This is a genomic window from Roseateles sp. (assembly GCF_047654785.1).
Classification (GTDB): Bacteria; Pseudomonadota; Gammaproteobacteria; order Burkholderiales; family Burkholderiaceae_C; genus Pelomonas.
In genome coordinates this window covers 96,649-118,116 of record NZ_JASGKQ010000003.1, presented here as the reverse complement: position 1 = coordinate 118,116, position 21,468 = coordinate 96,649, and the positions used below count along the sequence as shown (strand labels likewise).

Sequence of the window (21,468 nt, the reverse complement as noted above, 5' to 3'; positions counted from 1 at the left end):
TCAGGGCTGCGAGGCGTCCTTGTCGGAGCCGACGACGCCCGCGGGCAGCCGGATGCCGCCGTCGCCGATGCTGAAGGCGCGGCGCTTCAACAGGTTTTCCTTGGTGTTCGCGCTGGCGATCGCGATCGCCTTGGCCGCGTCCTGGACGGAGGCCAGGTCGTCGCCGCCGCGGCCGCCCTGCATCGGATCGACGCGCAGCAGCGTACCGAGGTCGATGCCGCTGGGCAGGTTGGGCAGGCTCACGAACGCCGACAGCAGCTGCACCGACGGCATGATCACGCCCACATTGCCGGTGATCGTGTCGTTGACGAGCAGGTAGTTCGACAGCAGCGTGTCGCCGCCGGCCAGGTAGTCCGCGTCGGTGAGGCTCACCGTCACGGCCTTGCCCGTGCCGCTGCCGGCGTTGTCGTACTGGCCCACGGCCTGGGTCACGCGCAGCACGTCGCCCTCCGCCACGTTGCCGACCGCATAGTTGTCCGGGTTCAGCGTCGCGTCCGTGGTGTCGTCCGAGTACTTGGCCACCGTGCCGGTGAGCGAGACGGTGATCTGGCGCGGCGTGATCGAGCCGGTGGTGCCGAGCGTCGGCGCATACGTGTAGTTGCCGGCGTCGGCGCCCGAGCCGGTGATGCCGGTGACGGACACGGCCTTGCCGTTGCCCACGTTCCGGTCGGCGAAGTGGCCGATGCCCGCGAAGCTCGCCGTGTCGCCGTCGAGCACGCCGCTGGCCTGCAGCGAGACCGCGCCGAGCGTCGTGCCGTCGTAGACCTTGGTGCTGCCGGTGGCGGTCAGCGTGATCGTCCGGGGCGTGATCGTCGCAAGGCTGGTGGCCGTCGTGTTGAACAGGTAGTTGGCCGCGTCGGCGCCGCTGGCGGCGACGGTGGAGGTCACCGTCTTGCCGCTGCCCGCGTGCTTGTCGGCGAACCAGGCCGTGCCGCTGAAGCCGATGTCGTCGCCATCGACCAGGCCGGCGCCGGCCAGCGTGGTCGAGGTCGCGGTGTTGCCGTCGTAGACCTTGTTGCCGCCGCTGGCCGTGACCACCACCGTGCGCGGGGCGATCGTGGCCGTCGTCGATGCCGAGCTGTTGACCAGCGTGTAGTTGGCCGCGTCGCCGCCGCTGGCGGCGATGCCGGTCACCGACACCGCCTTGGCCGTGCCGGCGTTCTTGTCCGCGAACTTGCCGCTGCCGGTGAAGCTCACCGCGTCGCCGGCCACCACGCCGGCGGACGCCAGCGCGGCGGCGACGTCGGCCGAGCCGTCGTAGACCTTGTCGGCGTCCGCCACCGACACCGTGATCGCCTTGGGCGTGATCGTCGCGGTGGCCGTCGTGCTGGTGCTGCCCAGCACGTAGTTGCTGGCGTCGTCGCCGGTCAGCGCGATGCCCGTCACGTGGACCTGCTTGGCCGTGCCGGCGTTCTTGTCGGCGAACGCGGCGCTGTTGGCGCTGCCCACGGTGTCGCCGCCGAGCACGCCCGACAGGCTCACGCTGGCGGTGGCCGAGGTGTTGCCGTCGTAGGCCTTGTCGCTGGCGGTGGCCGAGGCGCTGATCGTCCTGGCCGTGATCGACGCGGCGCCGGTGGCGCTGGTCGGCAGAACGTAGTTGCTCAGCAGCGTGCCCGGGTCGGCCGCGTAGTCGCCCGCACCCAGCGTGGCCGTGACCGAGGTCGCGCCGACCACGTTCTTGCTGTTGTAGCTGCCCACGGTCTGCGTGACCGCCGCGCCCTCACCCTGCACGAAGCCGGTCAACACATAGTTGCCGCCGTTGAGCGTGGCGCTGGTCGAGCCGTCGTAGGTCTTGCTGACGCCGGTGATCATCGCGCTCAGCAGGGCCGGCGTGATCGTCAGCGAACCGTTGTTCGTGATGACCATGTTGTAGCCGTGCTGGTCGGAGTACAGGCCGCCCAGCGTGGTGTACGTGCCGACGTTGAGGGCCGTGTAGTAGTACGGCGCGCCCAGCACGTGGCCCGGGGCCAGCGTGTCGACCCAGGTGACGTTGTTGAACGTGTTGCCGTGGATCGTGCCGTCGTACACGTGCGTGGTGGTGCCGGAGTTGACCGTCACCGCCAGCGGCGTGAGCCAGTGCGTCAGCAGCGGCGCGGCGCTGCCGTCGTAGATGCGCCAGAGCGCGTCACCCGGGTCGACGGTGCCGTCGGTGTCGACGCCGGTCCAGTCCGCGAACGTCGAGGCCTGGCGCATCTGCGCCGTGGTCTTGCCGGCGGCCACTTCGCCGTTGCTGGGGTCGCCGATGCTGTGCGCCTGGCCGGTGACCTGCACGTCGTAGAAGTTGCTCACGCTCTGCGCGCCGCCGGCGCCCACGAGGCCGCCCACTGCCGCTCCGGTGCCATTCACCGCGCCGGAGGCGTAAGTCTCCGCGATCACGCCGGCCGCTGCGTTGCCGATGAGGCCGCCCACCTGGTCGGTGCCGTTGACCGTGGCCGTGGCGTACGCGTACGCCGTGGTGCCGCCTCCTCCTCCAGCGTCGGTCTGCGAGCCCACCAGGCCGCCCACTGCGGTGGTGCCGTTGACGATGCCCGCGGCGTACGAGATGCCAACCGTGCTGTCGGTGTTCGTGCCGACGAGGCCGCCGACCGAGTTCACGCCGTTGACGGTGTTGGTGGCGTAGCTGTACAAGACCGCGCCGTTGGCCACGTTCAGGCCCACGACGCCGCCGACGGACGTGCCGTCGCTGTTGACGGTGTTGGCCGCGTGCACGAAGACCACGACGCCCTGGTTTTCGCCGACCACACCGCCGATGCCCGTGCCCCCGCCCGTGGCGTTGACGGCCAGCGTGGTGGTGAAGTACCCGATCGCGCCGCCGGCATCGTTGCGGCCCGCGATGCCGCCGATGCCGTCGCCGGTGCCGGTGACCGTGCTGGTGGTGGACACCGCGTCTTCGATGCCGTCCACCGTCGCGTTGTTGTCGCCGAACAGGCCGCCCACGTGGTTGCGCCCCGACACCGTGCCGCTGGAGCTGGAGCCCGTCACGGCATGGGTGTCGTTGATGCCGACGGGGTTGCCGTCGTCGCCCGACCGCGAGTTGCCGATCAGGCCGCCCACTTTGTCCCGGCCGGCGACGTTGCCGGTCGCCGACGACGAGATGACGGACGTGCGGCTGTGGCTGAAGTTCGTGCCCACGAGGCCGCCGACACCGTCACGCGTCGCGATCACGTTGCCGCTGGCGTACGAGCCGGTGACGACGCCGTCGTTAATCCCAAGCAGGCCGCCCACGTCGCTCCTGCCGTCCACGTTGCCGGTGGCATGCGAGTTGGTGGTGTTGCCGTACTGCCTGCCCGCGAGGCCGCCCACGTAGTTCCTGCCGCTCACGCTGCCGGTGGCGTACGAGTTCGTGATGGCGCCATAGGCTTCGCCGATCAGGCCGCCCACCCAGCTGCCGGTGCTGGCGACGTTGCCGGTGGCGTGCGAGTTGCTGACCTGGTGGTTCGCGACGCCCGCGAGGCCGCCGACGTTCCACGACGAGCCGGTGACGGCGCCCGAGGCCCACGAGTCGTCGATCTGGATGGCCGCCTTGCCGACCAGGCCGCCCACGTACTCCGAGCCCGTGACCGTGCCGGTGGCCCAGGTGTTGGAGACGAGCGCGTTGCCGCTGGTGCCGTCGATGCCGCCGGCGAGGCCGCCGACGTTGGTCCCGTTGGGCGAGCTGACGGTGCTGGTCGAATCGGAGTTCGTGAATGAGCCCAGTTCCACAAAGCCCGCGATGCCACCCACGCAGTCGCCGGTGCCGGTGACGGCGGCGGTGGCGTGGAAGCCGTCCAGGGCGTCGGTGTACAGCACGCCGAAGATGCCGCCGACGAAGTAGTCGCCGCTCACGGCACCGGTGGCGCCGCTGTTGGCCACGAAGGTGATGTTGCTGCCGTAGCGCTGGCCGTTGCCCAGCAGGCCGCCGACGTTGAAGCCGCCCGAGACGGCGCCCGAGGCGCTCGAGTCCGTGATGGACGCCGTGCCCCAGTACGTGTTGGTCTGCGCCACGAGGCCGCCGACGTTGTCGGCCGTACCGGTGACCGTGCCGGAGGCGGTGGAGCCCGCCACGCTGGCCGCGCTCAGGAAGCCCACCAGGCCGCCGACGGTGTCGGCGCCCTGCACGTTGCCGGTCGCCGAGCTGCCGGTGATCGCGCTGTACGGGTTGGACACGCCCACCAGGCCGCCGACCGCGTTGCCGCCCGAGACCGCGCCGCTGGCCTGGGCGTTGCTGATCGTTCGGTTCCAGTCGAGGGCGCCCACGAGGCCGCCCACGTTGTCGCCGGTGCTGGTGACCGCGCCCGATGCGGACGAGTTGCTCAGGCTGCCGTTCATCACGCCCACGAGGCCGCCGGCGTTGTTGCCGGCCGCAGTGACGGCGCCGCTGGCGGACGAGTTGGTGATGCTGGCTTCGGCGTAGCCCACGAGGCCGCCGACGTTCTCCGTGTTGCCGGCAACGCCGCTCCCGCCGGTGACGGTGCCGGTGGCGCTCGAGCCGGTGATGCTGCTGGTGGCGCCGCTGAGCTTGCCGAGGAGGCCGCCGACGTTCTGCACGCCCGAGCCGCTGACGTTGCCGCTGGCCGACACATTGGTGATGGCGGTGCCGAGCGCGGTGCCGACGAGACCGCCAACGTCGTCGCCGGTGCCGGTGACCTTGCCCGACGCCGTGGCGCCGCTGTGCGTGCTGGTGATCGTGGTGTCCGCGTCGGCGCGGCCGACGAGGCCGCCGACGCTCTTTTCGGCGGCGGTGTCGCCGACATGGCCCGAGGCGTACGAATCGCCGCCGATCGCGGCGCCGCCGAGCATGAGGCCCACGAGGCCGCCGACCGCCTCGACGCCATCGACGCTGCCGCTGGCGTGGCTGTCGGTGACGCTGCTGCTGGTGGCGCCGACCAGGCCGCCGACCGCGGCGCTTTCGCCGTTGCCGATGACGGCGCCCGAGGCGTATGACGTGAGCACCGCCGCGTTGGTCTCGCCGACGAGGCCGCCGGTGCTGGAGGCGCCGTTGACGATGCCGCTGGCATGGCTGCCGCTGATCACGCCGCCGCTGCTCTCGCCCACGAGGCCGCCGACGTTCTTGCCAGACGTGGTGACGGCGCCGGTGGCGAACGAGTTCGTGACGCTGCCTTGCGCGTAGCCCACGAGGCCGCCGACATTGTCTGCGCCGGCGCCGACGATGCCGAGGCCCCCGCCCGTCACGGTGCCGATGGCGCTCGACCCGGCGATGCTGCTGGTGGTGCCGCCGAGCCTGCCGACGAGGCCGCCGACGTTCTGCACGCCGGAGCCGGTGACATTGCCGCTGGCCGACACGTTGGTGATGATGGTGCCCAGCGCGGTGCCGACGAGGCCGCCGACGTCATCGCCGCTGCCGGTGACCTTGCCCGCCGCCGTGGCGCCGCTGTGCGTGCTGGTGATCGTGGTGCCTGCAGCCGCGTGGCCGACCAGGCCGCCGACGCTTTCTCCGGCGACGGTGTCGCCGACGTGGCCCGAGGCATACGAATCACCGCCGATGGTCGCGCCGCCGAGCATCGCGCCCACGAGGCCGCCGACCAGGTTGCCGCCATCGACGCTGCCGCTGGCGTGGCTGTCGGTGACGCTGCTGCTGGTGACACCGACCAGGCCGCCGGCCGAGGTGTTTTCAGGGGCGCCGGTGACGGCGCCCGAGGCGTACGACGTGGCTACCGCCGCATTGGTCTTGCCCACCAGGCCGCCGACGTTGTTGCCGCCATCGACGGCGCCGATGGCGTGGCTGCCGCTGATCGCTCCACCGCTGCTCTGGCCCACCAGGCCGCCGACGTTGCTGCCATTGCCCGTGACGACGCCGCTGGCGAACGAGTTGGCGATGCTGCCTGCGGCATAGCCCACGAGGCCGCCGACGTTCTCGATGCTGCTGGCGCCGATGATCACGCCCGTGACCGCGCCGGTGGCGCTGGAGCCGGTGATGCTGCTGGTGGTGCCGCCGAGATTGCCCACCAGGCCACCGACGTTCTTGTCGCCGGAGCCGGCCACGTTACCGCTGGCCGACACATTGGTGATGACGGTGCCCAGCGCGGTGCCGACGAGGCCGCCCACGTCGTCCCCGGTGCCGGTGACCTTGCCCGCCGCCGTGGCGCCGCTGTGCGTGCTGGTGATCGTGGTGCCTGCAGCCGCGTGGCCGACCAGGCCGCCGACGCTTTCTCCGGCGACGGTGTCGCCGACGTGGCCCGAGGCATACGAATCACCGCCGATGGTCGCGCCGCCGAGCATCGCGCCCACGAGGCCGCCGACCAGGTTGCCGCCATCGACGCTGCCGCTGGCGTGGCTGTCGGTGACGCTGCTGCTGGTGACACCGACCAGGCCGCCGGCCGAGGTGTTTTCGGGGGCGCCGGTGACGGCCCCCGAGGCGTACGACGTCGCCACCGTCGCATTGGTCTTGCCGACGAGGCCGCCAACGTTGTTGCCGCCATCGACGGCGCCGATGGCATGGCTGCCGCTGATCGCGCCGCCGCTGCTCTGACCCACCAGGCCACCGACGTTGCTGCCACTGCCCGTGACGGCACCGTTGGCGAACGAGTTGGCGATGCTGCCTACGGCATAGCCCACGAGGCCGCCGACGTTCTGCATGTTGCTGGCACCGTTGCTCGTGCCCGTGACCGTGCCGGTGGCGCTCGAGCCGGCGACGCTGCTGGTGGTGCCGCTGAGATTACCGACGAGGCCGCCGACGTTCTGCTCGCCGGAGCCGGTGACGTTACCGCTGGCCGACACATTGGTGATGACGGTGCCCAGCGCGGTGCCGACGAGACCGCCGACGTCGTCGCCCGTGCCGGTGACCTTGCCCGCCGCCGTGGCGCCGCTGTGCGTGCTGGTGATCGTGGTGCCCGCCTCGGCGCGGCCGACCAGGCCGCCAACGCTGCTGCCGGCATCGGTGTCGCCGACGTGGCCCGAGGCATACGAATCGCCGCCGATCGCCGCGCCGCCGAGCATGAGGCCCACGAGGCCGCCGACCGCCTCGCCGCCATCGACGCTGCCGCTGGCGTGGCTGTCGGTGACGCTGCCGCTGGTCGCGCCGACCAGGCCGCCGGCCGCGCCGGTTTCGGTGGCGCCGGTGACGGCGCCCGAGGCGTATGACGCGCCAACCGACGCATTGGTCATACCCACGAGGCCGCCGACGTTGGTGTTGCCGGTGACGGCGCCGCTGGCATGGCTGCCGCTGATCGCGCCGCCGCTGCTCTGACCCACGAGGCCACCGACGTTGTCGCCGGTCGTGGTGACGGCGCCCGAGGCGCTGGAGTTGGTGACGGCGCCTTCCGCATGGCCCACGAGGCCGCCGATGTTCTCGATGTTGCTGGCGCCGATGATCACACCCGTGACCGCGCCGGTAGCGCTGGAGCCGGTGATGCTGCTGGCGGCGCCGCTGAGATTGCCCACCAGGCCACCGACGTTCTTGTCGCCGGAGCCAGCCACGTTGCCACTGGCCGACACGTTGGTGAGGGTGGTGCCCAGCACGGTGCCGACGAGGCCGCCGACGTCGTCGCCGGTGCCGGTGACCGTGACCGAGGCGCTGGACTCGGTGATGGCGCCTGCCGTGTGGCCGACCAGGCCGCCGACGGCGCTGCCGCCCTCCACCTCGCCTTCGGCCGACGACTGCGTGATCGTGCCGGTGTTTTTGCCCACCAGCAGGCCGACGTGGGCCGTGCCTTCGGCCTTGCTGTGTTCGTCTTCGATGACGTGGGCGTTGAAGATCCTGCCGTGGTTTTCACCCGCGAGGCCGCCGACGGACTGCGCGCCCTGCGCGTCCACATCCTCGAGCTTGATGTTGGCCACCGAGCCCGTGGCCGTGACGGTGCCGAACAGGCCGACGGCATCGAGGGTCGGCCGGGAGATCTTGAGTGCGGCGATCTTGTGGCCCAGGCCGTCGAACTTGCCGCCGAAATTGCTGATCGGCGCGAAGCCCTCACCGGAGTTCCAGCCGGCGGTGTTGGTGGCGTCGATGTCGTCGCCCAGCACGTACAGGCCGTTCGGGCTGCCGGCGATGCCTTGCAGGTCGGTGCCGGTGGTGCTGCCGGCCGCACCCAGCTGCGTGATGACCGTGTAGTTCTGCGTGGCGCCGTCCGAGCCGGTCTTCACGGAGAAGTTCTGGCCCGCCGGCAGCCACACTTTCACGCCGTCGCCGAGCGTGTAGGTGCTGATGTTGCCGGCGGCGGCCGCGCCCTGGCCCACCTTCAGCGACAGCGCCGCGCTGCCGCTGCCCGTCAGGTCGGCGTTGATCGCGATGTCGTTGTGCGCGGTCAGCGTCAGCGTGTTGGCGCTCCAGGACACCGCGTCGTTGACGTAGATGTTGCCTTGCCCCGAGCCGACGGCCTGGGTGGCGATCTCGACGCTGCCGTTGGCCAGGTTGGACGCCAGCTGCGCGGCCGTCATGTCGCCGCCGTTGGCGGCGATGGTGAAGTCGCTCGGGTCGATCAGCCAGGTGCCCGACCGGCCGTTCGCCGCCTTCGTGGTGACGGTGTGCGCGGCGCGCAGGTCGACGTGGGCCGCCGAGGTGTCGATGTAGCCGCCGTCGCCGCCGTTGGGGGCCGACGCGTCGAGCGTGCCGGCCACGGCCACGGTGCCAACCTCCATGTCGCCACCCAGCACGATGGTGCCGCGGTCGTTGCCGACCGTCTGCGCCTCGATGAGGCCGGTGTTGTTGACCACGGCCTTCGACAGCTTGTCGAGCGCCTCGGCGGTGAGCCAGATGCGGCCGCCGCCGGCCCGGATCGTGCCGCCGTTGGCGGCCAGGCCGTCGAGCGTGCCGCGGTCGATGGAGAACGCGGCCATGCCGGCGCCGTCGATGCGCAGCGTGACCTGGTCGGCGGCGGCCAGGCGGACGTCGCCGCCGGGGGCCGTGATGCTGCCGGTGTTGACGACCTGCGCGCCGATCAGCGCGACATAGCCGCCCTGGGCAGCGGACAGCGAGCCCGCGTTGGCCACGGTGCCGGTGCCGGTGCCGCCGAAGCTGTATTTGCCGGCCATGAAGTCGGCGTTGGCCACGTCGCGCGTGGACGCGAGGATGCCGGCCGCGCTCACCTGCGCACCGGCGCCGAACAGCACGCCGTTCGGGTTGACGAGGAAGACCTGGCCATTGGCGCGCAGGCTGCCGAGGATCTGCGTCGGGTCCTGGCCCAGCACGCGGTTGAGCGCCACCGCGCTGTTCGAGGGCTGGACGAACTCGACGCTGGACTGGCGGCCGATGTCGAAGCTCTGCCAGTCGATGATCGCCCGGGCCGTGCCCTGGGCGATGGTCGTGAGGTTGCCGGCCTGCGTGATCCGGGCCTGGCCGGCGACCACGTTGCCGCCGGTGGGCTGCGCCCCCGGATCGAGCGCATGCGCCGCGGCCGAGGCCAGCAGGCCGACCATCGCCATGATCGCGCGGCCGCCGGAGCGCTTGCTGCGCGCGCGGCTGCGCTCGGGGGCGGGCACCCAGGTTTGCTGCTCCTCGTTCCAGACGAGGACATAGGCGCGGTTGCAGCTGGCGTGGTCGAACATGGGCTGGGCTTTCTTCGGCGTGTGGGGGTGTTGCGGGCAGGCGTGAGCCCTGCTCGAACGATTTTGGCGAGGCAGCCGCGCGCCGATGGGCGCAATAAGGCATGCAACCGGCCGCTTCTGTGACACCTGCACGAACGGCGCCGGCCGCGCTTCCAGAAGCCGTTCACGGTTCGTCCCTGCGCCCGTGAACAAGTTCTCGGACGGCCGGCCCGGCACCCCCGCGTATGAGCGGGCGCGGGGTCTGGCCTGCCGCGCAGCGCGCCGCTAGGCCTCCACGTCCCGCCCCTGCGGCCCGGCCGGCGGCGCGCCGTCCTGCGGCGCGAGCTGCCAGAAGATGCCGGCCGACGCGAGGGTGACGAGGGCCATGCAGCCGAAGGTCGCGCGGAAGGCGTTCAGCGCCGGCTCGCCGCCCTCGCCGCCGAAGAAGGCCGTGAACGCCGCCAGCACCGCGCCCGCCGCCGCCACGCCCAGGCCCATCGCCAGCATCTGCACCATCGACAGCAGGCTGTTGCCGCTGCTGGCCGTGTCCTCGTCGAGGTCCTTCAGCGTCAGCGTGTTCATCGCGGTGAACTGCAGCGAGTTGACGGCGCCGAAGGCCGCCAGCTGCGCGATGCGCAGCAGCAGCGGCTGCCCGGGCGCCGCGAGCGCGAAGCTGGCCATCGCCAGCCCGACCAGCGCCGTGTTGGCGACCAGCACGCGGCGGTAGCCGAAGTGGGTGATCAGCGGCGTGGTGGCCCGCTTCATCGACATGCTGGCGACGGCGACCGGCAGCATCATCATGCCGGCCTGCGCGGGCGAGTAGCCCATCGCCACCTGCAGCAGCAGCGGCACCAGGAAAGGCATGCAGGAGCTGCCCAGCCGCGAGAACAGGTTGCCCAGCAGCCCGACGCGCAGCGCGCCGATGCGGAAGAGCGCGGGCGGGAACAGCGGGTCCGGCCGGCGCAGCGCGTGCAGCCAGTAGGCCGCCAGGCTGGCCAGGCCGGAGATCATCAGCACCAGCACCGCCGCCTGGCGCAGGCCGAGGCCCGAGAGCCCGTCCAGCGCCAGCGACAGCGCGACCATGCCGAAGGCCAGCAGCAGGTAGCCGGCCAGGTCGAAGCGCCGCAGCGGCACCGGCGCCGGCGCGGGCATGAAGCGCAGCACGGCCAGCGCGCCGAGCACGCCCACCGGCACGTTGATCAGGAAGATCCAGTGCCAGGACGCGATCTCGACCAGCCAGCCGCCCAGCGTCGGGCCGACCAGCGGGCCGATCAGGCCGGGGATGGCGATGAAGCTCATCGCCGGCAGGAGGCGCTCGCGCGGGCAGCCGCGCAGCACGGCGAGGCGCCCCACCGGCAGCAGCAGCGCGCCGCCCAGTCCCTGCACGATGCGCGCCGCCACCAGCGCGCCCAGGCTGTGCGCCGCCGCGCACAGCACCGAGCCGGCGACGAAGGTGAGGATCGCGCCGACGTAGACGCGCCGCGTGCCGAAGCGGTCGGCCACCCAGCCCGAGGCCGGGATCAGCATCGCCATCGTCAGCGAGTAGGCGACGATGACGGACTGCATGCGCAGCGGGCTCTCGCCGAGGCTGGCCGCCATCGCCGGCAGCGCCGTGTTGACGATGGTCGCGTCCAGCGTCTGCATGAAGAAGCCGACGGCCACCAGCCACAGCAGGATGCGCAGTTGGCGGTCGTCGGCGTTCATGAATATCGTCCGAAAAACAAAACCGCCCGAGGGCGGTTCGTCAGGCGGGGCGCGCGGCGCTCAGACGGAGAAGCTGGAGCCGCAGCCGCAGGTGGTCGTCGCGTTCGGGTTCTTGATGACGAACTGCGCGCCCTGCAGGTCTTCCTTGTAGTCGATCTCGGCGCCCATCAGGTACTGCAGGCTCATCGAGTCGATCAGCAGCGTCACGCCGTTCTTCTGCATCTGCGTGTCGTCGTCGTTGACGGCCTCGTCGAAGGTGAAGCCGTACTGGAAGCCCGAGCAGCCGCCGCCCTGCACGAACACGCGCAGCTTCAGCTCGGGGTTGCCTTCCTCGGCCACCAGGTCGCGCACCTTGTCGGCGGCGCTGTCGGTGAAGACCAGGGGCGCGGGGATGTCGGTGGGGGTGTCAAGCACGGCGCTCATGGCGGGCTCCTGTGGGGTCTGTCCAAAACGAATGGGGGGGATTGTCGGCGCAAAAGCAAAAGGCCGCATCGTGCGGCCTTTCTTTCGGGCGGGCCGCGTGATGCGCGGCCCGGTGGCAAGTCGATCAGCGCTTGCTGAACTGCTTGCGGCGGCGGGCGCCGTGCAGGCCGACCTTCTTGCGCTCGACTTCACGCGCGTCGCGCGTGACGAAGCCGGCGCGGCTCAGTTCGGGCTTCAGCGCGGCGTCGTAGTCGATCAGCGCGCGGGTGATGCCCAGGCGCAGCGCGCCGGCCTGGCCGGACTCGCCGCCGCCGTGCACGTTGACCTTGATGTCGAACGCCTCACCGTTGTTCGTCAGCAGCAGCGGCTGCTTGGCGATCATGATGGAGGTGCCGCGGCCGAAATAGCTCTCGATGGGCTTGCCGTTGACGATGATCTGGCCCGTGCCCTTCTTGATGAAGACGCGAGCGACCGACGACTTGCGGCGGCCAGTGCCGTAATTCCAGTTTCCGATCATGGCCGTTCCTTAGATCTCGAGAGCCTTGGGCTGCTGGGCGGTGTGCGGGTGCGTGGGACCTGCGTAGACCTTCAGCTTCTTGACCATGGCGTAACCCAGCGGGCCCTTGGGCAGCATGCCCTTGACGGCCTTCTCCAGCGCGCGGCCGGGGTGCTTGGCTTGCATGTCCTTGAACTTCGTGGCGTAGATGCCGCCGGGGAAGCCGCTGTGGCGGTAGTACACCTTGTCGGTGGCCTTGTTGCCGGTGACGCGGAGCTTGTCGGCGTTGACGATGACGATGAAGTCACCGGTATCGACGTGAGGCGTGTAGATGGCCTTGTGCTTGCCGCGCAAACGGAGTGCCACTTCGCTGGCAACACGTCCGAGCACCTTGTCGGTGGCGTCAATCACAAACCACTCGTGCGTCACCTCGGCCGGCTTGGCGCTGAAGGTCTTCATGAGTTGATCTCTGGTGAGGTGGGCTGAAATGCGACCGGCCCAGGTGCTGTGTCTGTTGCACAGCCTCTGGGGCTCGGCTCTTTCCCGCAGCCTTTTGACGGAAAAGCCCGCGAGTGTAGCAGCTCGGCGCCGGGTTTGGAAAGGCCGGCGTGGGGGCGACTCAAAGCTTGAGAGCTTTTCGGCCGTGGCCGAAAGGCGCGTCAAAACGCCCCCGATCTAGGCGCAAAGCACAGCCATAGCTCGGGCCATGGCGAGCATTTGCAACGACGAGCGGGGGCGTTTTGGCGTGCAAGGCGGGCATGGATGAAAGGCTGTCAAGCTCTCAGTCGCCGCGCCGAAGCGCCAGGGCGGCGTCGTAGAGCCGGTTGCGCGGCGCGCCGCTGACCTGCGCGGCCAGCGCCACCGCCTGCTTCAGCGGCAGCTCGGCCGCCAGCAGCGCCAGCACGCGCAAGGCCTCGGCGGGCAGCGCGTCGTCGGCCACGGCCGGCGCGCTGCAGGCGTGCAGCACCAGCACGAACTCGCCGCGCTGGCGCTGCGCGTCGGCGGCCAGCCAGGCCGGCAGCGCGGCGGCGTCGGCGGTGTGGATGCTCTCGAACTGCTTGGTCAGCTCGCGGCAGACGGTGACGCGGCGCGCCGGCGCCAGTTCGGCCAGCAGCGCGAGCAGCTCGGCGATGCGGTGCGGCGCCTCGAACACGACCTGGCTCTGCCGCTCGGCCGCCAGCAGCGCCTGCAGCACCGTGCGGCGCTCGCCCGCCTTGGTGGGCAGGAAGCCGGCGAACGCGAAGCCCTGCGCCGCCGTGTCGCCGGCCACGCTGAGCGCCACCGCCGCGCTGCTCGGGCCGGGCAGCGGCAGCACGCGGCAGCCGGCCGCCACCACCTCGCGGACCAGCACCGCGCCGGGGTCGGAGATGGCCGGCGTGCCGGCGTCGGACGCATAGGCCACGCGCTCGCCGGCCGCCAGCCGCGCCAGCACGGCGGCGCTGGCCTCGCGCTCGTTGTGCTGGTGCAGCGCGATCAGCGGCTTGTGCAGCCCGAGGTGGCGCAGCAGCGCGCCGCCCTGGCGCGTGTCCTCGCAGGCCAGCGCGTCCACCAGGCCCAGCACGTGGATGGCGCGCAGCGACAGGTCCGCCAGGTTGCCGATGGGCGTGGCCACCAGGTACAGCGTGGCGGCGGGATACTGCTGGCCGCCGGCCGCCGCCTGGGCGGCCTGTCGGAGCAGGGAAGCGTCAATGTTCAACGGGAGCTTTCGATCGGGTCCGGGCACCGCAGCCCGCGGCGCGGCCGGCGAGGACGCGGCGCTGGACCACCTGCAGCGCGCGGGCCTGCGCCTGCTGGAGCGGAATTATCGAGTCGCCGCCGGCCCCAGCCGCCACGCCGGCGAGGTGGACCTGATCATGCGCGACCGCGACGGCACGCTGGTGTTCGTGGAAGTGCGCGCGCGGACCGGCGTCTCGCACGGCGGCGCGGCCGCCAGCGTCACCGCCAGCAAGCGGCAGCGCCTCGTCTACGCCGCGCAGCACTACCTGCTGCGCCACGCCAGCCCGCCACCCTGCCGCTTCGACGTGGTGGCCATCGACGGCGGCACGCTGACCTGGCTGCAGGCGGCTTTCGATGCCGGGTGAGCCGTTGCGGGCCGAACGGCTCGAGCGCGCCCGCCTTCCACTGCGGGCCGAGCGCCGGGCCGCCCCAAGCCGGCCCGCAGGCCAGCCTGGCGCGCGTCCAGCGCCGCCAGCCCGGGCGAGGGGCTTCTATGATCCGCCCCCCATGATCGAGCAACGCATCCAGCAGCAGTTCTTCGAAAGCGCCGACCTGCTCTACCAGGCCGCCGAGCAGTTGGCCCGCCCGCTGGCGATGGCCGCGCAGATGGTGGTGGACGCCATCACCGGCGGCAACCGCATCCTGTGCGCCGCGCAGGGCCTGGCCAGCATGGACGCCGACTACCTCGCCGCCCGGCTGGCCGGCCGCTTCGAGCAGGAGCGCCCCGGGCTGGCCGCCTGGAGCCTGGCCGCGCAGGCGCGCGACGCCGCCGGGCTGGACCTGGCCCGGCTGCTGCAGGCCCACGGCCACCCGGGCGACGTGCTGGTCATGATCGAGCCGCTGCGCGAGCAGCGCGACGCCTGGCAGCCCGCGCTGGCCGTGGCCCATGCGCAGGAGATGAGCATCATCGCGCTGACCGCCCAGCCGCCCGGCAGCAACGACGAATGGCGCGGCGTGCTGCAGGACACCGACATCCAGATCCGCGTCAGCCACGGCCGCGAACCGCGCGTCGTCGAGGCCCAGCGCGTGCTGCTGCATGCGCTGGCCGACGCCGTCGACCTGCAGCTGCTCGGCAGCGACGAATAACCCCGACTTCGGAGATCCCGATGAAGACCCTCACCCTCACGCTGGCCGCCGCCCTCGCCGCCGCCACCCTGGCCACCGGCTGCGCGCCGCTGCTGATCGGCGGCGCGATGGTGGGCGGCGTGGCCGTGGCCACCGACCGCCGCACCTCCGGCACGCAGATCGAAGACGAGACCATCGAGGTCAAGGCCGGCGCGCGCGTGCGCCAGCAGCTCGGCGACAAGGTCCACGTCAACGTGAACAGCTACAACCGCGTGGCCCTGATCACCGGCGAGGCGAATTCCGAGGAGGCCCGCGCGGCGCTGGACGGCATCGTCGGCGGCGTGGAGAACGTGCAGAAGGTGATGAACGAGGTCGCCGTGGGCGCGGCCAGCTCGCTGAGCAGCCGCTCCAACGACGTGCTCATCCAGGGCAAGATCAAGGCGCAACTGATCGACGCGCGCGACCTGCACAGCAACGCGTTCTACGTGGTCGTGGAGCGCGCCCAGGTGTACCTGATGGGCCGCGTGACGGAGCGCGAGGCCGCCCGCGCCACCGAGATCGCGCGCCAGGTGAACGGCGTGCGCAAGGTGGTGCGCGCGTTCGAGATCATCTCGGAAGACGAGCTGGCCCGGTTGCTGCCCAAGCAGCAGTAGTCCGCAGGCTCACAGCCGCGTGATCAGGCTGGACGTGTCCCAGCGGCGGCCGCCCTGGGCCTGCACGTCGGCGTAGAACTGGTCCACCAGCGCCGTCAGCGGCAGGCGCGAGCCGTTGCGGCGCGCCTCGTCGAGCACCAGGCCGAGGTCCTTGCGCATCCAGTCCACCGCGAAGCCGAAGTCGAACCGGCCCTCGACCATGGTCTTGCCGCGGTTGTCCATCTGCCAGCTCTGCGCGGCGCCCTTGCCGATGACGTCCAGCACCCGGGCCATGTCCAGCCCCGCGTTCTGGCCGAAGCGCACGGCTTCCGACAGGCCCTGCACGATGCCGGCGATGCAGATCTGGTTGACCATCTTGGCCAGTTGGCCCGAGCCGGGGCCGCCCAGCAGCGTCACGGCCCGGGCGAAGGCCAGCGCGACGGGCTGCATCGCGTCGAACGCGGCCGCGTCGCCGCCGCACATCACCGTCAGCGCGCCGTTCACGGCGCCGGCCTGGCCGCCGGACACCGGCGCGTCGACGAAGGCGATGCCGCGCCGCGCGCCTTCGGCATGCAGTTCGCGGGCGACCTCGGCCGAGGCGGTCGTGTGGTCCACGAACACCGCGCCCGCGGCCATGCCGGCGAAGGCGCCGCCGGCGGCCCGCTGGCCGCCGTCCAGTGCCTCGCCCAGCACCACGGCGCGCAGGTCGTCGTCGTTGCCGACGCAGCAGAACACGAACTCGGCGCCCCGCGCCGCCTCGGCCGGCGTCGCCGCGCAGGTGCCGCCGTACTCCTTGACCCAGGCCTCGGCCCTGGCCGCCGTGCGGTTGTAGACGGTGACCCGGTGCCCGGCGCGCGCCAGGTGGCCGGCCATCGGATGGCCCATGACGCCCAGGCCCAGGAAGGCGACGCGGCGGGGGGGAATGGAGTCGTAAGTGCGGTTGCTCATGGTCAGAGAATCGACAAGTGTTCGGTGCCGGCGCCGGCGGACAGGTCGCCGCTGCGGGCGCGCTCGCTGTTCAGCTTGATCTGCAGGCGCAGGTCGTTCACCGAGTCGGCGTTGCGCAGCGCGTCTTCGTAGGTGACCTTGCCGGCCTCGTAGAGGTCGAACAGCGCCTGATCGAAGGTCTGCATGCCCTGCTCGCGCGAGCGCTTCATCAGCTCCTTGATCTCGCTGATCTCGCCCTTGAAGATCAGGTCCGAGATCAGCGGCGTGTTCAGCAGGATCTCGACGGCGGCCACGCGGCCCTTGCCCTCGCGGCGCGGCAGCAGGCGCTGGCTGACGAGGGCGCGCAGGTTCAGCGACAGGTCCATCAGCAGCTGCGCGCGGCGGTCCTCGGGGAAGAAATTGATGATGCGGTCCAGCGCCTGGTTGGCGCTGTTGGCGTGCAGCGTGGCCATGCACAGGTGGCCGGTCTCGGCGAAGGCGATGGCGTGGTCCATGGTCTCGCGGTCGCGCAGCTCGCCCATCAGGATCACGTCGGGCGCCTGGCGCAGCGAGTTCTTCAGCGCCGCCTCCCAGCTGTCGGTGTCGATGCCCAGCTCGCGCTGCGTGACGATGCAGTTCTTGTGCGGATGCACGAACTCGATCGGGTCCTCGATGGTGACGATGTGGCCGTGCGTCGTCTCGTTGCGCTCGTCGATCATCGCGGCCAGCGTGGTGCTCTTGCCCGAGCCGGTGGCGCCGACGACGATCACCAGCCCGCGCTTGTGCTGCACCACCTCGCGCAGCACGGGCGGCAGGTCCAGCGACTGGATGGTCGGCAGCGTCGCGGGAATCGTCCGCAGCACCAGGCCCACCTGGCCCTGCTGGATGAAGGCGTTCACGCGGAAGCGGCCGACGCCGTGCGGCGAGATCGCGAAGTTGCACTCCTTGGTGCGCTCGAACTCGGCGGCCTGCTTGTCGTTCATGATGGCCCGCGCCAGCTGCAGCGTGTGCTGGCCGGACAGCGGCTGCGGCGACACCTTGGTCAGCTTGCCGTCCACCTTGATGGCCGGCGGGAACTCGGCGGTCAGGAACAGGTCGGAGCCCTTGCGCGACAGCATCAGCCGCAGCAGGTCGTTGATGAATTTGGAAGCTTGGTCTCTTTCCATACGCCTTAGCCTTGCTGCGATCAGCCGGGGAAGTTTTCCGGGAACTTGGCCTTGGAGCGCGCCTCGGCGGGCGAAATGATGTTGCGGCGGACCAGGTCGGTCAGGTTCTGGTCCAGCGTCTGCATGCCCTGGCTGTTGCCGGTCTGGATGGCCGAGTACATCTGCGCGACCTTGTTCTCGCGGATCAGGTTGCGGATGGCCGAGGTGCCCAGCATGATCTCGTGCGCCGCGACGCGGCCGCTGCCGTCCTTGAGCTTGCACAGGCTCTGCGAGATGACGGCCACCAGCGACTCCGACACCATCGCCCGCACCATCTCCTTCTCGGCCGCCGGGAACACGTCGACGATGCGGTCCACCGTCTTGGCGGCCGACGAGGTGTGCAGCGTGCCGAACACCAGGTGGCCCGTCTCGGCGGCGGTCAGCGCCAGGCGGATGGTCTCCAGGTCGCGCATCTCGCCGACGAGCACGCAGTCCGGGTCCTCGCGCAGCGCCGAGCGCAGCGCGTTGCTGAACGAGTGCGTGTGCGGGCCGACCTCGCGCTGGTTGATCAGGCTCTTCTTGCTCTCGTGCACGAACTCGATCGGGTCCTCGATGGTCAGGATGTGGCCGTACTCGTTCTCGTTCAGATGGTTGATCATGGCCGCCAGCGTCGTGCTCTTGCCGGAGCCGGTCGGGCCGGTCACGAGCACCATGCCGCGGGGCTTGAGCGCCAGGTCGGCGAAGACCTTGGGCGCGGCGAGTTGCTCCAGGCTCAGGATCTTGCTCGGGATGGTGCGGAACACCGCGCCCGCGCCGCGGTTCTGGTTGAAGGCGTTGACGCGGAAGCGCGCCAGGCCCTGGATCTCGAACGAGAAATCGACCTCCAGCGTCTCCTCGTACACCTTGCGCTGCGAGTCGTTCATGATGTCGTAGACCATGTCGTGGACCGCGCGGTGGTCCAGGGCCTCGACGTTGATGCGGCGCACGTCGCCATGCACGCGGATCATCGGCGGCAGGCCGGCCGAGAGGTGCAGGTCCGACGCCTTGTTCTTGACCGAAAATGCCAGCAGCTGAGTGATGTCCATGAATCTTCCGTGGAGTGCTCGGACCATTATGGCGATCCCAGACTCCCTGAAATCCGTCAAAGACCGCATCGCTGCGGCATGTGTCGCGGCCGGCCGGCCGGCCGACGCGGTGCGGCTGCTGGTGGTCAGCAAGACCTTCCCCGCCGCCGCCGTGCGCGAGGCCTTCGCGGCCGGCGCGCGCGCCTTCGGCGAGAACTACGTGCAGGAAGGCCTGGCCAAGATCGACGAACTGGCCGACCTGCGCGGCCAGCTCGAATGGCATCTGATCGGGCCGCTGCAGGCCAACAAGACCCGGCCCGTGGCCGAGCGCTTCGACTGGGTGCACGGCGTGGACCGCCTGAAGCTCGCGCAGCGCCTGTCCGACCAGCGCCCGCCGGGCCTGCCGCCGCTGAACCTGTGCCTGCAGGTCAACGTCAGCGGCGAGCCCAGCAAGAGCGGCCTGCCGCCCGGCGAGGTCGCCGCGCTGGCCCGGCAGGTGGCCGCCCTGCCCCGGCTGCGCCTGCGCGGCCTGATGGCCATCCCCGAGCCCGGCCCCGGCGCGCTCGCGCAGCACCGCGCCATGGCCGGGCTGTTCGACGCGCTGAACGGGGCGGGCCTGGCGCTGGACACCCTCTCGCTGGGCATGAGCGCCGACCTGGAGGACGCCATCGCCGCCGGCTCGACCATGGTGCGCGTGGGCACCGCCGTGTTCGGCCGCCGCTGAGCCGCGAGCAGGCAAGATGCCGCCCATGCTGCGCACGATCCTCCTGCTCCTCCCCCTGCTCCCCCTGCTCCCGCTGGCCGCGCTGCCCGCCGCCGCCCAGCCCCAGCCCGTGCCGGACACGCTCGCCCAGCGCGCGCTGGCCTGCACTGGCTGCCATGGCAAGCAGGGCCGCGCCGCGCCGGACGGCTACTACCCGCGGCTGGCCGGCAAGCCCGCCGGCTACCTGTACAACCAGCTGCTGAACTTCCGCGACGGCCGGCGCGACTACGGGCTGATGAACGAGCTGCTCGCGCCGCTGTCCGACGCCTACCTGCAGGCGCTGGCCGGCCATTTCGCGTCGCTGGACCTGCCCTACCCGTCGCCGCAGACGCCCACGCTGCCCGCGCCCGAGCTGGCCCGCGCCGAGCAGTTGATCCGCCACGGCGACCCGGCGCGCCGGCTGCCCGCCTGCACCGCCTGCCACGGCGAGCGGCTGACCGGCACCCAGCCCGGCGTGCCCGGGCTGCTGGGCCTGTCGCGCGACTACCTGAACGGCCAGCTCGGCGCCTGGCGCAGCGGCCTGCGGCGCGCGCAGGCGCCGGACTGCATGGCGCAGATCGCCCGGACGCTGACCGAGCCCGAGATCAACGCGATGACGCAGTACCTCGCCGGCCAGCCCATGCCGGCCGACCCGCACCCGGCCGCCGCGCTGGCCGCACCGGCGCCGGTGCGCTGCGGCGGGATCGCGCCATGAAGCGCGCGCTGACCGCGCTGGCGCTGCTGGCCGGCCTGCTGGCGGCCGCCGCCTTCGGGCTGCTCGCCTGGCAGCGCGGCCTGGGCGACGCGACACCGCCGTCCGCCGCGCCGGTCAGCCTGGCGCGCGGCGCCTACCTGGCCGCCGTGGGCAACTGCGCCGGCTGCCACACCGCGCGCGGCGGCGTGCCGCTGGCCGGCGGGCGGGCCATCCCGACGCCGTTCGGCACCGCGTTCTCGTCCAACCTGACGCCCCACGCCAGCGGCCTGGGCGGCTGGAGCCGCGACGACTTCTGGCGCGCGCTGCACCTGGGCCTGGGCCGCGACGGCCGCCTGCTGCTGCCCGCCCACCCGGTCACCAACACGACGCTCGTCACCCGCGAGGACGCCGACGCGCTGCATGCCTGGCTGCAGTCCCGGCCCGCCGTGGACGCGCCGCGCCGCGCGCACGAGCTGCGCGGCCTGTACGGCAGCCAGCTGGCCATCGCCGCCTGGCGGGCGCTGTACTTCCGCCCGGCCGTCTACCGGCCCGACCCGGCCCGCGACGCCGCCTGGAACCGCGGCGCCTACCTCGCCCAGGGCCTGGCCCACTGCAGCGCCTGCCACGCCGGGCGCGGCCCGCTCGGCGGCGACCAAGGCGCGGCGGACTTCCGCGGCGGGCTGCTCGCGGGCATGGGCTGGCAGGCGCCGTCGCTGCTGGACCCGGCCGAGGCCGGCGTGCAGCGCTGGGCACCCGGGACCGTGCAGCGCTGGCTGCGCGACGGCCACGCCGGCGGCCACACCGCGCAGGGCCCGATGGCCGAGGTGGTCCTGGGCAGCACGGCCGCGCTGGACGGCGCCGACCTCGCCGCGATGGCCGCCTACCTGCGCGCGCTGCCCGAGCAGCCCGCCGCGCGGCCCGCGCCGGCCCAACCCGACCCGCGCCGCCGCGAGCGGGGCGCCGGCCTCTACCGCGAACACTGCGCCGCCTGCCACGGCGAGCAGGGCGAAGGCCGGCGCGACGAGGCCGGCGCGCCCGCCTACCCGGCGCTGGCCGGCAGCCGCCTCGTCACGCAGGGCAGCGCGGCCAACCTGATCCGCGTCATCGAGCGCGGCGGCTTCGCGCCCGCCACGGCGGGCCACCCGCGGCCCTACGGCATGCCGCCGTTCGCGGGCGTGCTGGACGCCGACGACCTGGCCGCGCTGGCCAGCCACCTGCGCGAGTCCTTCGGCAACCGCGCGGGCGAGGTCGATGCCGTCGAGGTGCTGCGCCTGCGGGCGGCCGCGGCGGCACATTGACACGGCAATCCCGCGGGCGTGCGGGGTGACGTGAACGACTTCACGCGACCCTGCCGGGGCGGTGCGGCAAACGGGCGCGGTCGGGACACACTGCGGCCGCCCG

General features: G+C 71.9%; 15 protein-coding genes. 6 read left to right on the top strand and 9 right to left on the bottom strand.

The genetic code is table 11. The features are described 5' to 3' along the window. The 6 genes from QM788_RS09700 to rsmI all read right to left on the bottom strand — a co-directional run bounded on the left by QM788_RS09700 (position 1) and on the right by rsmI (position 13,778). Positions 1-9,480, bottom strand: coding sequence for a GLUG motif-containing protein (locus tag QM788_RS09700; RefSeq protein WP_415661288.1), 9,480 nt, complete (start codon positions 9,478-9,480; stop codon positions 1-3). Positions 9,481-9,744: 264 nt separating this feature from the next. After that, on the bottom strand, positions 9,745-11,163 hold the full coding sequence (gene mdtD, locus QM788_RS09695; RefSeq protein WP_415661287.1) for a multidrug transporter subunit MdtD: 1,419 nt from the start codon (positions 11,161-11,163) through the stop codon (positions 9,745-9,747). Positions 11,164-11,223: 60 nt separating this feature from the next. Continuing rightward, complete coding sequence (gene erpA / locus QM788_RS09690) at positions 11,224-11,586, bottom strand: iron-sulfur cluster insertion protein ErpA (RefSeq protein WP_415661286.1); 363 nt, start codon at positions 11,584-11,586, stop codon at positions 11,224-11,226. A gap of 124 nt (positions 11,587-11,710) precedes the next feature. Further along, entirely contained in the window at positions 11,711-12,103 is a 393-nt protein-coding gene (rpsI, locus tag QM788_RS09685) for a 30S ribosomal protein S9 (protein WP_415661285.1), read from the bottom strand. A 9-nt stretch (positions 12,104-12,112) separates the two neighbouring features. Further along, a complete protein-coding gene (gene rplM, locus QM788_RS09680; protein WP_088482271.1) occupies positions 12,113-12,541 on the bottom strand; it encodes a 50S ribosomal protein L13 in 429 nt (142 codons plus the stop codon). A gap of 322 nt (positions 12,542-12,863) precedes the next feature. Beyond that, positions 12,864-13,778 (bottom strand): 16S rRNA (cytidine(1402)-2'-O)-methyltransferase, encoded by a 915-nt coding sequence (gene rsmI, locus QM788_RS09675; protein WP_415661284.1) that lies wholly within the window; start codon positions 13,776-13,778, stop codon positions 12,864-12,866. Here rsmI and QM788_RS09670 point away from each other — a divergent pair. The 3 genes from QM788_RS09670 (at position 13,771) to QM788_RS09660 (ending at position 15,516) form a co-directional block, all read left to right on the top strand. Next, positions 13,771-14,163: a YraN family protein gene (locus tag QM788_RS09670; protein WP_415661283.1), complete on the top strand. Its 393-nt coding sequence runs from the start codon at positions 13,771-13,773 to the stop codon at positions 14,161-14,163. The genes rsmI and QM788_RS09670 overlap by 8 nt on opposite strands. A 142-nt stretch (positions 14,164-14,305) precedes the next feature. Beyond that, complete coding sequence (locus QM788_RS09665; RefSeq protein ID WP_415661282.1) at positions 14,306-14,884, top strand: SIS domain-containing protein; 579 nt, start codon at positions 14,306-14,308, stop codon at positions 14,882-14,884. 20 nt (positions 14,885-14,904) lie between these two features. Then, a complete protein-coding gene (locus QM788_RS09660; protein WP_415661281.1) occupies positions 14,905-15,516 on the top strand; it encodes a BON domain-containing protein in 612 nt (203 codons plus the stop codon). Between the two features lie 9 nt (positions 15,517-15,525). On the opposite strand, the gene QM788_RS09655 is transcribed toward QM788_RS09660, so the two are convergent. From QM788_RS09655 to QM788_RS09645, 3 genes are read right to left on the bottom strand one after another with little or no spacing between them, the layout of a single operon-like run. After that, complete coding sequence (locus QM788_RS09655; protein ID WP_415661280.1) at positions 15,526-16,443, bottom strand: NAD(P)-dependent oxidoreductase; 918 nt, start codon at positions 16,441-16,443, stop codon at positions 15,526-15,528. A gap of 2 nt (positions 16,444-16,445) precedes the next feature. Beyond that, positions 16,446-17,588 (bottom strand): PilT/PilU family type 4a pilus ATPase, encoded by a 1,143-nt coding sequence (locus tag QM788_RS09650; protein ID WP_415661279.1) that lies wholly within the window; start codon positions 17,586-17,588, stop codon positions 16,446-16,448. Positions 17,589-17,608: 20 nt separating this feature from the next. After that, positions 17,609-18,652, bottom strand: coding sequence for a type IV pilus twitching motility protein PilT (locus QM788_RS09645; protein ID WP_415661278.1), 1,044 nt, complete (start codon positions 18,650-18,652; stop codon positions 17,609-17,611). Positions 18,653-18,680: 28 nt separating this feature from the next. On the opposite strand from QM788_RS09645, the gene QM788_RS09640 reads away from it, so the two are divergent. Genes QM788_RS09640 through QM788_RS09630 form a run of 3 tightly spaced genes read left to right on the top strand, consistent with a single transcriptional unit; the run spans position 18,681 to position 21,365 of the window. Continuing rightward, positions 18,681-19,355 (top strand): YggS family pyridoxal phosphate-dependent enzyme, encoded by a 675-nt coding sequence (locus QM788_RS09640; protein ID WP_415661277.1) that lies wholly within the window; start codon positions 18,681-18,683, stop codon positions 19,353-19,355. Between the two features lie 25 nt (positions 19,356-19,380). Next, entirely contained in the window at positions 19,381-20,088 is a 708-nt protein-coding gene (locus tag QM788_RS09635; RefSeq protein WP_415661276.1) for a c-type cytochrome, read from the top strand. Continuing rightward, positions 20,085-21,365, top strand: coding sequence for a c-type cytochrome (locus tag QM788_RS09630; protein WP_415661275.1), 1,281 nt, complete (start codon positions 20,085-20,087; stop codon positions 21,363-21,365). The genes QM788_RS09635 and QM788_RS09630 overlap by 4 nt, the downstream gene beginning before the upstream one ends. Positions 21,366-21,468: the final 103 nt, after the last annotated feature.